This is a genomic window from Streptomyces sp. NPDC127117, from assembly GCF_042677325.1.
Taxonomy (GTDB): domain Bacteria; phylum Actinomycetota; class Actinomycetes; order Streptomycetales; family Streptomycetaceae; genus Streptomyces.
Genome location: NZ_JBHXTM010000015.1, coordinates 104,583 through 116,533 on the forward strand (window position 1 = coordinate 104,583; position 11,951 = coordinate 116,533).

An 11,951-nucleotide genomic window follows, 5' to 3' on the forward strand; every position below is an offset into this window, starting at 1 on the left:
CCCATCGGTGACGGCCCGTGATTCTTTGTTTCGGGAGGGTTGGTTTTCTCATTCCATGGCCCTGACCGGAACTCGGCGGAAATATTTCCGGTAGAGATTGCTCGTGGCTGCGAACGTGTTCGAGACGGCCGGACATCGCCGAGGGCATGGTATTCCTCCACCTCGAAGGTGACGCTGCTGGACGAGCCTGGTGCGGACGGTCCGTGACCGCACCGTGTGGATGAGGAATTACACAGAATACACCTATGGGAAAGATTTTCCGTGACAAATTCAGGGAATATGAAGCCCGAGCTTCTCAGTGACCTCCTGGACAATGCTTCGAAGCGCTGGGGTGACCGTCTGGCAATAACTGACGGCTCCAGTCGAGTCACGTACAATGATTTGCATGCCCAAAGTTCTTGTCTGGCAGACTGGTTGGTTTCGCTAGGGCTTTGCCCCGGAGACAGGGTTGCCGTTGCGGCACATCCCAGCGCCACGGTCGTAAGCCTGTTTTTTGCAGCAGCGAGAGTGGGTGTCGTCTTCGTTCCGCTGCACGAACAGGTGACTGGAATTCCTCTGGAGCACGTCCTTGATGATTGTCGCCCGAAATTTTTGATCACTGATGTTTCCGACGATCGGCGTAGGGCGGAGAGCCGGGGAATCGGAACGTTTCCACTGAGTGGTTTGGCGTCCGTCACTGCGGTGGTTCCGGTGGAGCGGATACCGCGGCCCATCAGCGTTGATCCTGCGTGTCTACTCTATACGTCAGGAACCACGTCGCTGCCGAAAGCAGTCGTCTGCAGCCATCAGCAAATGGTGTTCGCGACGTCCGCCGTACAATCAGTGCTTAATTATCGTCAGAGTGACGTCATTTATTGCGCGCTCCCGCTTTCCTTTGACTATGGGTTGTACCAGGTATTTCTTGCGGCGATCAGTGGTGCTGCTGTCTTTCTCGGCCGATCCATAAATTACAGTGCGTTGCTCCTGAAGGACCTCCTGCGCAGCAGGGCGACAGTGCTCCCGGCGGTTCCTTCTCTGGCGGAGGCGCTAGTACGAATGCTCGGACGGACTGGAAGCGAGTCCCCGTCTCTCCGTCTTATTACGAACACCGGCGCAGCTGTCGCAGAGGACACCATCTCCACTTTGCGGGCGAGAATACCTGGTGTCACGGTTCAACTCATGTACGGGCTCACCGAGTGCAAGCGTGTGGCCATCATGCCGGCGGACGAAGACGTGCGCCGGCCAGGAGCCTGTGGGTTGCCGCTGCCCGGCACCGAGGTGCTGGTCGTCGATGATGCCGGCACGCGGCTCAACGCCGGGGAAGTGGGTGAGATCGTGGTGCGGGGGCCACACGTGATGGCCGGCTACTGGAATCGCCCGGAGCAAACTGCCCAGCGATTTCCCCGGCGGTCTGGGCTTTTTCCAGAACTGCACACGGGTGACTACGGCTACACGGATGAGGAAGGGTACCTCTACTTCTGCGGCCGCCGTGACGACGTCTACAAGGAACGCGGGTTCCGGATCAGTGCGATCGAAGTTCAAGCGGCTGCGCGAAGAGTGGCCGGCGTAACCGACGCGGCTGTTCTGCCCCCGACGGCTGATCGGCCGGCGATCCTCGCCGTGGTCAGTGAGTTTCCGGCTGATTACGTAGCGACCGCCATGCGGACCTATATCGAAGCGTTTAAGATTCCCCGACAATGCGTAGTGCTCTCGGAATTTCCCTTCAACTCCAATGGCAAGGTGGATCGTCCTGCCCTGGCAAGAGCAGCAGAAGAGGAAATTCGTGTCGGTCAGTAATGTGAATGATTCGGACGTGCAGAAGATGCCGTTGACGTCTGAGCAACTCCAGGCTATTGATACTCCGGCTTACGTATATGACCTTGCTGAACTCAGGGCGAACTGGCACAGGCTACGCACGATGCTCCCCGAGGGAACAGGCCTGTTCTACTCGATGAAATCCAACCCCCATCCGGCAGTAGTGCGTGAGCTCCGGATCGCGGGTGCGGCTGCGGAAGTCTGCTCACGGGGCGAGGTCGCCAGCGCCATCGAGGCAGGATGGCCGGCATCGGAGCTGCTGTACGGCGGGCCCGGTAAGCGGGACGAGGATCTCGAAGAGGCTCTGCGATGCGGCGTACGTCAGTTCTCGGTGGATTCACCTGCTGCCCTGGACCAGATCGACAGGCTGGCGGGAGGACTGGGCCTGCATTGTCGTGCGATATTGCGCATCAACGATGCTGTACCTGCACGAGGCCAAGGGCTCGCAATGAGTGGCCGTGCTTCGCAGTTCGGTGCAGACCTGGAATGGGTCGTTGCTGAACCGCAAGCCTTCTCAGGACGAAAGCACGTCACTGTGGAGGGCATCCACTGTTATATGGGAACGAACTACACAGCAACTGACGATCTTGTCGCCCAGTTCGCCCGCTCTCTGACTGCGGCAATGCGCGCCACCGAGGCTCTGACGCCTCATGGCATGTGCCTTCATACGCTCGATCTGGGAGGCGGGTTCGGCGCGCCGTTCGCTCGGGCCGGCGGGCCGCTGATCTGGAATGGCCTTGCCGCGAGAGTGGCTTCACTTCTCGACGAGCTGGTTCCCGGATGGCGTCGCGGCGCCCCATACGTCACATTCGAGTCGGGCCGGTACCTTACTGCCACTGCGGGAACACTGTTCACGAAGGTTCTTGATGTCAAGCAGTCCCACGGAACAACTGTGGTGGTGGTCGACTCGGGCATCAACCACCTCGGGGGCATGGCCGGACTGCGTCGCGTTCCCCCTCTACTGCCCACCCTTGTGCGTACCGATGACAAGGACCCCGCCGCGAACGGCAGCGTGACCGTTCCGACTTTGGTCACAGGCCCTCTGTGTACCCCCTTGGACACGTGGGCGCGTTCCACGCCGCTGCCACCGCTCGAACTCAATGACATTCTCGCTGTTCCGAATGTCGGCGCCTATGGCCTCTATGCCAGCCTGGTCGCGTTCCTCGGTCATCCGCTACCGACCGAGGTCATCGTGGACAGCGAGCGACCAGACCTTGAACCGAGCGCTTCGCGTCTCGAATTGGTCCGCAGTACGAACTGGTCCCCTGTGGGCCGTTCCGGCCTCCTGCGCCCGCAGTGATCAGCGGCCGACGGACGTGCGGGTAATCGCCCTGGCCGGTTGAGTTCCACCAGTGGCGGACCGGGGCGACCTCGGATGTGGCCTCGTTGATCTCCAGGAACAGCGTTAGTCGACTGGTTTCGGAGTCACTTGCTGATCAGTGGGGCCGTGCATGTCGACGAGAAGTGACGGCACTACCGGCTCAGTCCAGGAGACCCGCCTTTCGGGCAAGTGGCCGGCGGGCGTGCCTCCGGAGCTCGGCGGCTGATTTCCGCCAGCACGTCGCCTTCTGCACTCCTACGCTGCGGCCATGTCATACCGCTTCGCTGGAATCATCGACCGCTATCTACTCTCCGGTTCCGAGTTCACCCACAGGCTGCGCGGAGTACGGGCCGAGCAGTGGACGGCACCCACCCCCTGCGCAGAGTGGGACGTACGCCACCTCGTCAACCACATGACCCGGGGAAACCTCAACTACGTCTCACTGCTGGATGGCGGCTCGGCCGCCGACTTCCTCCGGCTCCGGGACGAGGACGCTCTGGGCAGCGATCCGGTGGGTGCCTACATCCGGTCGGTGCGGGAGTGCGCCGAGGCGTTCCGGAGGCCGGGCGCCCTCCAGCAGACTCTCGACCACCCTCTCGGCCCGGTGACCGGAGAACAGGCCCTCGCAGTCCGCACCACGGACGCGACCATTCACACCTGGGACCTGGCCCGAGCCGTCAACGCTCCCGAGAAGCTCGATCCGGAGCTCGTCGCCTGGATCGAAGAGCACCTCGCCGAAATTTACGCCGGCTTGGCGGAGTCACCTGTCTCCGCCGACACCACCCACCGCTTCTTCGCCGCCCCAGGGGCTCCACCCGTGGCCGGGGAGGCCCGCCAAGCCCGGTTGCTGCGTCTGTTCGGCCGCTGAGCGAAGGAAAGGGCGAGCTCGACCTTCGACATCCGCGGCATGCAGCGATGTCATGGTCGGTGCCGACGCCGACCCAGTCGGTGGCGGCTGCGAGGTCGTAGATCCCGTGCGGGGTTGCCTTGCTTGGACCTTGCCCGGTCCAGGAAGTCGTGCGCCTCGACCTGCACGGGCTGACCGACCTTGTGCCACTCCCGCCCAGCGTTCATTTCAGGGCTGCCCCGTAACACCAAGGCGTGGGCTACGGCGGCCCAGCGGCGGATGTGCTGGTCGGGGCGCGCCCGGGCGGACGCGAGCGTGCGCTCAAGCTGCTTGTGCAGGCGTGGCGGGTATGCAGCGCGCGAGGTAGGCAGGCCCAGCAGGACACGGTGGCGCATCCGCAGATCGGTGGCCTCGGCGAGCATCCGGATCGAGGCCTCCAGCCAGGCATCCTCGATGACTTGCGACTCGTCCAGGGCGGGATCACGCACTCCGCCGGGTCCGTACGCTGGGGACCGCTCTGCGCGCGATACCACGCCCGCACGGCACCCGCTTGCTCAGCACCCGTGCCCATCCGTGGATAGTCGACCAGCGCTGCCAGCACCCGACGGCGCCCGAATGCGTAGACCACCGGCTCGACGAACCAGCGGCAGAAGCTGGGATCCGGGTCGTGGACCGCCGCCGTCAGCGGGGCGAAGAACTCTTCGGCCAGACCGGCGTGTTCGAGTAGTGGCTTGCGTGCCGCATGGGACGGGTGCCGCGCGCGGTGGGCTTCCGGCACGCCGGCCGCGTTCCCGAGGTCCAGCAGCCGCGCCACCTCGGCGGCGTACGACAGGAATGAGCGTGCATCTGCCGCGTTGTGCTCTTCTTCGGCCATGGCGGCATTCTGGACCGACTCGGGTCCAGAAGGTGCGGCGGGCGGAGGTTGCTGCTCCGTGAGCGACGGCATGTCGCTTACTTCTCCCCAGGTGGAACGATCACGGTGTGGCTGGTGTGATCACGGCGTCGAAGCCGTCCTGGAAAGTTCACTTCACCGGCGAACGAACATGACGATACAGCAGCTTGCCCCGTTGTCCGTGATCTCCAAGTCGTCAGTGGACCGGATCACTGACCACCTCGGATCGATGCCGGCGCTCCAGCCACGGAAGCGGTTCCGCAAGGACACCGTGCTCGTCGTCGAAGGCGCCCTGGTGCCCACTCGCGACCACACGGTTGCCGACCAGGTCGGGTAGGTGCGGCGCATTGCTGCGCCGCACCCCCTCAGAACCGTGCGTGCCCGTCGTCCGAGCAACACGGCTCAAGAAGGCCCCGGAGGGCTGCCGGCAGGTTGCAGTGCTGTCCGGCCGCCGGCGGTGGCAGTGGGTGTGGATCAGGCGGAGGTGGGCGGGGTTGTCCGGTGTGCTGCGGCCCGGGTCGGCGGTGATCGCGTTCTTGCGGATCGCTTGCCGGGTCACCTTGAGCCACTGCTCCCATTCCATGGGCTCTGCGGCTCATGGCCGGTGTGAAGGAGAAGCCCGTCGCAGAGCGGGCAGCGGCCGTGCTGCTTCTGCAGCAGTCGCAGCCCGCTCGCACTCAGCGGGGGATTCCTCTTGCTCCGCCGTGCAGCTCAGTAATCGCTCAGGGCCGGGTCGTCGACCGACGCCCGGCCCGGAATCATCTGATGCCGGACAGTCTTGGTCCAGGCGGACTTGGTGAGACAGGGGTCGGTCTCCCGGTCGCCGAACACCCACCGGTCCTGCCTGGACCGGTTGAACCATCCGAAATATCGGGGCACCACAAAGTTGTAGACCGGACCCCCGGGCATCAGCCACGCGGCAAGTCGAGCCTTGACCTGCTCGGCCTCGTCACGGCTGTGACGGAGAGCCACCAGATCGTCGGCGTACCTGATCAAGGTCGGCGAGCCCGCCTCGGTCTCTCCGGCATGAGCATCGGTCAACCGACCCGCATGGAGAACGTAGCCGCCGCCGAGCTCACCGTTCCTCTCCGCATCCGCGAAGGTGCGGAGACTGTCCTGAGACTCGACGTTCATCGCAACGTACGCCCATCTGACGGGACGCACGATTGAGCGGCGGCCGGTGCCGGACCATCTGTGCCTGCTGGTCGGTACCGCCCGCCGCTCGATCAATGTCTACTGATCACCGAATATGATCCTCGGCAGCGTACTCATTTCCTCCAAGCGGTCGGCCCCGGAACGACCGCCCCACCAGACCGTCTCGCTGATGTGAGAACACAGCTTCTTGTGGCAGCTCCTAGCCGTGGAATACAAGAATCCGCTCCGGCACGATGCTCACAATCACACGCTTTTCGCCAGGAGCATCCCAGGGGTACGGGCGAGTTCCTCGATGCTTTTCGTGGAGGAAATCAATGAGCTCTCTCCCGCCGGCCTCGATGATCTCCGCCCTGCCTCGTACCTCCACGTAGTGGTCTTGGCTTTCTGGGTGAGCGACCAACACGGTGGCCTGTGGGTTCCGAAGCAGGTTTTTATGCTTTCGCCTTCCCGCGACTGTAGCGATCAAGATCCGGTTGTCCTCATGATGAGCCCAGACTATCGATAGCTGCGGTCGCCCATCAGGCTCGACTGTCGCGAGCGTGGCACACGCATTCTGGTCGAGCCATTGGATGATCTCGGCAGGTAGAACTTCTGGATTCTGAGGGGACGGCGGGGTCCAGGCAGGTGAGATAGGAATTTTGTTCTCCACTTGAGATGCGGATCTATTATGTCGGGTAGTTCGATGTGGTGAATTTTCTGACGTTGGTGCAACCATGGTGATGGTTCAGGGCTGCACGGTGAGCCGGTCCGTGCGCGAGCTGCCCTCTACCATATCCCACAATGAGGGATATGCGATCGGGCGCGGGAATCTTTCGGAGTGATCGAGGTGGTAATCCGCATTGTGACCGAAAGGCGTTGCTCCTCATTTCACTGGACGCACTTCAGGATTGGAGGCATTTCGGCGTACTGGTTCACGGGAGCGGCGTTCTGGACGGCGGTGCAGAAGGAGCGCTATGACCGAGATGGAGAACCGCCGTCGAGACGGCCCGGTGTAGGAAAATGATGATGAAGAGCGCGACCGGAATGAAAACCGGCCGTTACCCCGCTGCTCGTCGACCAGGGAAGCTGAAATCGCCGGCCGCGATCGACGAACAAGGCAGGGCCGGACGCTGTCGTTCGACTCATGAAAGCGTGTCGCCGAAATCTGCTGGGCGGGGATTTCTCCTGTCCGGGTGGAGTGTTGCGGGCTGAGCCGTTGTGGGTGGAGCCGTTCACCGGGCTGTGGGCGCGACAGTTCGAAGACCATGCGCCACGGGTTCGGGACGTCGGCCGGCAGTTCGCCTTCTGTTTCCAGGGCCCGTCAGAGGGCGACACATCGTCGCATTCCACCCCGGTAGGCGCCCCGCCCACCTTGGGATTTCCTAAGACCTCGATACGGAAGTCACCGCCTCACGTGACAGTGATAACGGCTGAAGAATCGGAGTTCTTCTCTTCAGGAGGAGTCTGAGCGAGCATCGCCGCGACCGGACCCGGAATCGAGAAGGCGCCCCCCGCGGCCCCCTGCAAGATGCACATCGTACCAAGTCGGCGCAGATCCATACGGGAACGAGTGCAACCTGTCGACAATGCTGGAGTGGACGTAGCGGGCCGTAATTCTCTCGTTTTCGGCGTAAACGTTACAAGTAATTTTCGAATCTCCTGCATCGCTCTCTTCAACCGCAAGCGATGCCGATTCCACTCCCGGAATACCGTCCAACAGGTTCCGGGCGGAACGAAGGTCGATATAGGTGCGGTCTCGATATAGCCATTCATCAGAGCGAACCGTCGGAGAAACTCCGCACATATCGATGATGTCGGAAATTTTTATACTGCGAGTAGCGGCTTCGGCGCAAATTCTCTCCACCCCACGGAGAAGAAGCTCTACCTCATTCCTGGTTAGATATGCGTCATCGGCGTCAATTCTCAGGCGAACCATCGACCCTGCGGATAGAACGTTGAATTTCATCGGAGGAGCAGTCCATCGAGAGCTGTAACCCAACCATTTCACCTCCCCCAGAGGTTCGAATTCTGATGCTGGAAAGTCGTCAGTAGTGTTGACGTAATTAAACATGCAGGAATCGCGCGTCACGTGAATTCCGCGCTCACTGCGAACCTCGCGCATCAAGTCATCCTCTATCCTGGGGTCGTATCTCCCATGTCGATACGCCCGCAGTGCCGCGCCGCCGACTCGCTTTGCAAGGGTGTCGAATGTTGCCCCGCTGCAGTCAACAAGCGCGATTGCATTCTGGGCGAGATTTGTAACAGATTTCACTTCGCTGGGCGGGCGATTCGAGCAGAGAATCTGAAGGGTTACATAATGGTTTGACGTGAGGAGCGAAATCAATGAAAAGAATGCAGCGGCAATGATCGAAGGGTGACTCACACCCAAGCGTTGCGCAATCTTCGCCTGCGACTGCGAGAGGCTGGCAGAACTATAAGTCGCCTGAATTATTCGCTGGTGCCCAATGGTGCTCTGTGCCGGGCGGGTGGATCTGTCCGCGCGAGGCGAGAATGTCGTGCCTGGGATTTGGCGAAGCACATGCGCCCAATACTCTGCCGCCCTGGCACTCCGCGCTCTGCCGAGTCGGGAATTCTCGTATTCCTGAATCTCGAAGGGTTGTATTGGTCGAGATGAATTCGAGTGCGCGCTGGTTCCCCTGATGGAATCGCTGATGAAAGCGTCAATCAATCCCGCAGAGGCGCCGTCGATGGTCAGGTGATTGTACACAATAAAAAGATGCTGCACTGATTTGTGTTCAATGGTGATTGCGGCTCGTATGGAAAACTCGTCGCCGAAATGGGCCTGCTGCCAATGGCCGATATATTCATTCAAGGATTCATGTTCATCGTCCTCGATTTCAATAGCCGTGATCGGAAGAGTTCCCTTGTCCGAGAGAATCTGAAGCCGATCGGGGTTTGGGTTGAATCGGGTTCGGAGAGCCTCGAACTGTTCCATGGCAAGCGCGATGGCCTCGACTACTGCTTCAACTCGAACACCCTGGGGAATCGATATTTCTCGCCTGATGTTGAAAACTCCCAATTCGGATGGGTGCTTCTCGTCGAGCAAGCGGGAGTGTCTTACCTGTCCCCATGTCATGGGTCGGATGCCGCTGCGGGTTCCGTGAAAGTTTGCGGGAATTTCAGAAATTCGCATGGTGAGCTGCATCTCCTTTATGTGTTGAGGAGTCCAGAGCCGGCCTCGGGGTCGAGCCACATGGGACGGCCCTGCTCTACTCCTGGGAGTGTGCGGACCTCCTGGAGAGTTCGAGGCATGAGATCATTTGCGCTCCCTCGTGCACGCGCAGTACGGATTTCTGCCCAGCGGCGAGGGCGTCTTCGAGTCGAGGTCGGTACAGGGGGTGCAGTTTCTCCAGCGCTTCATCAACGGGCGTCCATTCGACAATGCTTGCCTCTGTGGTCGGATGCGGTTCCCCCGAAACAGCGTCGGCCAGGAAGAGCCCAGCGAGGATTCCTCTGCTGGGATGCTGGTAGACGCCGACCAGACCGCGCACGCGGACCGTGACTCCCGTCTCCTCCTGCGTTTCCCGCACCGCTGCGTCGGGGAAATGCTCGCCCGGCTCGACCAGGCCGCCAGGAAGCTCCCATCGCACCGGACTTCGACGCAGCAGGATGAGCACCCGTCCGGTTTCGTCGAAGGCGATACAGGTCGCTCCCAACAGGTACGAGGGCGGAGCGGTTCCATCGGGCATGCGCGGGTCTCCTGGGGTTTCAGCAGGCCGGCTGCTCGATCCGGCCGAAAGAACGACGTGAACGGGTGCCCGGCCGGGCACGGTGGAGAATCGGTGATCACGGTAGGGGATCCTCCCTCGGCCGGAGAGTCCGGGAGGTGGGCGGATCGAGTCAGGTCACGGCCGGAACGACGCCCTCGATCTCCACGAGCAGGTCGGCCCGGCAGATGTTCACGTTCAGGTACGAGATCCGCGTGGCCGGGAAGGCGGTGGCGCACGCGGCCCGCACGACGGGCAGGTGTTCCACGTGCCGTACGTATACCTTCAGTCGGTGCAGGTCCTTGAGGTCGTGGCCGCCGCTCAGCCCGCCGCGCGCCAGATTGGCGTCGCTGACGAGGTGCGCGATGTTCTCCAGGGCCAAGGCACACTGCGCCTCGATGTCCCCCGCATGCCGGGTCAGGTGGCCCGTGATGCTGGCGGTGCCTGACACGTACACGGCGCCGTGCTCCTCGGACATCCCGGCGGGCACGAGCCGGGTGGCCCGGGCGAAGCTGGGAGGCTTCGGGCCGTACCGGCGTGGATAGGCGTACGCGGGTACCTGCCGGCCGTTCTCGATGTTCTGGATCGTCCCGGTGCGGGTGGCCAGGAAGACGAGGGCGACACCGCCGCCGCGGGATCCGATGCCGGTAGCCGCGGGCATGCAGTGGACGCGGTCCGGCTTGCCCTCGAACGCCTCGGCACGGCCGATGCAGAAGTCCCGATAGACCTCCATTCCCTCGGCATTGTCCGCGTTGATCCGGCCTATGTAATTCCACATTCGAAAGACGTGGGGGTAGTCGAGCAGGTCCATCAGCTCGAACGCTGCCTCGTAGGTCTCCCGGGTGGCATCGCGGTAGGTGCCGGCCTCGGGGATGCGGCCGGCACAGAACAGGTACTCGCCGTCGTGGGCGTACACCAGCCCTCGGTGCTCGCCGCCGGTGGCGGGAACGCCTGTGGTCCAGATCTCGCTGAAAGGGTCGAACCCCGGAGAGGCCATGTGGACGCCGATCTCCGAAGTCCCTCCCCTCAGCGCGGGGCCGGTGGGCCGCTCGCCGAACATGACACGTCCCAGGACGTGTCTGCCGTCGGGAACCGTGTCGGCCTCGTCGGCGAACTGAAAGGCACTGTCAATGGGTTCGCGTTTCACTTGCTCTCTTCGTGTCCGGACGCGAGGGTTGCTCGCGGAAGCGGATTTCGGATGACGGACGGTCGGTTCCGGGGAGAGGGCGGCCGGCCCCGGGGCGGAGGAACCGGCCGATGGCCGCTGGACGCCGCGGGACCTGCCGGGGCCCGTCAGGCAACGACTCGCCTGCGGGCGATGGTGACGGACGCGTCCACCACGCTGCCGCCGTGCTCGACAATCGACGATTCGGCTGACGTCTTCGGTTCGATGGTCCAGAGAATTCCGTGCAGGGACCGATTCTGCGGCCAGACCTTCGGGTCGACGATGCCCCACTCCGCGAACGCCTTTAGGAGGAACGGATCCGCCGACACCCACTCCCCGTCGATCTCGAACTGGATCCAGGCATGCTTCATGGGAAACGGCGCCGCCATGAAGTAGCCGGAAGCAGGACGGGCGGTCAGTCCCCGGGCGGCGGCCTCACTGAGCAGGATCCGGGCGGCAACCCTACAGTCAGCCAGCCCTGTCTCCTCCGCGAATTCCGGGGTGAGCGGGGTGAGGTAGGGGAGCAGGTGGAAATCCAGCGGCTCAAGCAATTCGAGAAGGTCCGCATGGGCGCCTTCGAAGAACTTCTCCGCGGCATTGAGATCGACCTGCGCGACGAACGACCCGGATCCCGTCATCCGTGTGCTGCCCGGCAGCGCGGCGGCTTCCAGCTGCGAGGTCATGCAGAACTCGCAATTCCCTTCGTGTCCGGGTTCCGGGCACTTCGCAGCGATCTTCAGGTCGTACCGTCTGACCTCGTCGGTCTTCATCGTCTCCAGGCACCGTGACCACCAGCGCATCCCCGAGTAGCGTGGGCAGGGCAGCCGGAGGGTGAGGCCGATGTTCTCCATGTCCGTGCGGTCGAACCAGTACTCACCGCCGTGCTTCGCGTACGGCAGTCCCCGCTCGATCAGGATCTTCAGCAGTTCATCGTCGACCTGGTGGATCTGCGCCACCATGTCGACGTCCTCCGAATACTCGCGGTACCGGTTCGGTATCTTGCGGATGTTCCTGATGGCCGTATCGATCGCCGTATCAGTGTCCAGAACCGAACCGGTACCCGTGCCGAC

At 62.5% G+C, this 11,951-nt stretch carries 9 protein-coding genes and 3 pseudogenes; 4 read left to right on the forward strand and 8 right to left on the reverse strand.

What is annotated here, in order from left to right:
• Nucleotides 1-279 precede the first annotated feature (279 nt).
• Nucleotides 280-1,776: a class I adenylate-forming enzyme family protein gene (locus ACFVH0_RS15850; RefSeq protein ID WP_385820462.1), complete on the forward strand. Its 1,497-nt coding sequence runs from the start codon at nt 280-282 to the stop codon at nt 1,774-1,776.
• Nucleotides 1,763-3,094 (forward strand): type III PLP-dependent enzyme, encoded by a 1,332-nt coding sequence (locus tag ACFVH0_RS15855; RefSeq protein WP_385820464.1) that lies wholly within the window; start codon nt 1,763-1,765, stop codon nt 3,092-3,094. The genes ACFVH0_RS15850 and ACFVH0_RS15855 overlap by 14 nt, the downstream gene beginning before the upstream one ends.
• A 28-nt stretch (nt 3,095-3,122) precedes the next feature.
• Here ACFVH0_RS15855 and ACFVH0_RS15860 read toward each other — a convergent pair.
• Nucleotides 3,123-3,197: pseudogene (locus ACFVH0_RS15860) on the reverse strand (hypothetical protein); the annotation flags it as partial.
• Nucleotides 3,198-3,383: 186 nt separating this feature from the next.
• On the opposite strand from ACFVH0_RS15860, the gene ACFVH0_RS15865 reads away from it, so the two are divergent.
• A complete protein-coding gene (locus ACFVH0_RS15865) occupies nt 3,384-3,983 on the forward strand; it encodes a TIGR03086 family metal-binding protein (protein ID WP_385820467.1) in 600 nt (199 codons plus the stop codon).
• A 40-nt stretch (nt 3,984-4,023) separates the two neighbouring features.
• Here the strand turns inward: ACFVH0_RS15865 and ACFVH0_RS15870 are convergent.
• Nucleotides 4,024-4,183 (reverse strand): annotated as a pseudogene (locus tag ACFVH0_RS15870) (ISAzo13 family transposase); the annotation flags it as partial.
• Nucleotides 4,184-4,996: 813 nt separating this feature from the next.
• Here ACFVH0_RS15870 and ACFVH0_RS15875 point away from each other — a divergent pair.
• Nucleotides 4,997-5,182, forward strand: a pseudogene (locus tag ACFVH0_RS15875) (IS5/IS1182 family transposase); the annotation flags it as partial.
• A gap of 383 nt (nt 5,183-5,565) precedes the next feature.
• Here ACFVH0_RS15875 and ACFVH0_RS15880 read toward each other — a convergent pair.
• From ACFVH0_RS15880 to ACFVH0_RS15905, 6 genes are all read right to left on the reverse strand, one after another.
• Nucleotides 5,566-5,988, reverse strand: coding sequence for a hypothetical protein (locus tag ACFVH0_RS15880; protein WP_385820469.1), 423 nt, complete (start codon nt 5,986-5,988; stop codon nt 5,566-5,568).
• 220 nt (nt 5,989-6,208) lie between these two features.
• Nucleotides 6,209-6,724: a PPOX class F420-dependent oxidoreductase gene (locus ACFVH0_RS15885; protein ID WP_385820471.1), complete on the reverse strand. Its 516-nt coding sequence runs from the start codon at nt 6,722-6,724 to the stop codon at nt 6,209-6,211.
• 717 nt (nt 6,725-7,441) lie between these two features.
• Complete coding sequence (locus tag ACFVH0_RS15890; protein ID WP_385820473.1) at nt 7,442-9,154, reverse strand: condensation domain-containing protein; 1,713 nt, start codon at nt 9,152-9,154, stop codon at nt 7,442-7,444.
• 64 nt (nt 9,155-9,218) lie between these two features.
• On the reverse strand, nt 9,219-9,698 hold the full coding sequence (locus tag ACFVH0_RS15895; protein WP_385820475.1) for an NUDIX hydrolase: 480 nt from the start codon (nt 9,696-9,698) through the stop codon (nt 9,219-9,221).
• A gap of 151 nt (nt 9,699-9,849) precedes the next feature.
• Complete coding sequence (locus tag ACFVH0_RS15900) at nt 9,850-10,863, reverse strand: FkbO/Hyg5 family chorismatase (RefSeq protein ID WP_385820477.1); 1,014 nt, start codon at nt 10,861-10,863, stop codon at nt 9,850-9,852.
• A gap of 146 nt (nt 10,864-11,009) precedes the next feature.
• Nucleotides 11,010-11,840 (reverse strand): transglutaminase domain-containing protein, encoded by an 831-nt coding sequence (locus ACFVH0_RS15905; protein WP_385820479.1) that lies wholly within the window; start codon nt 11,838-11,840, stop codon nt 11,010-11,012.
• Between the last annotated feature and the right edge of the window lie 111 nt (nt 11,841-11,951).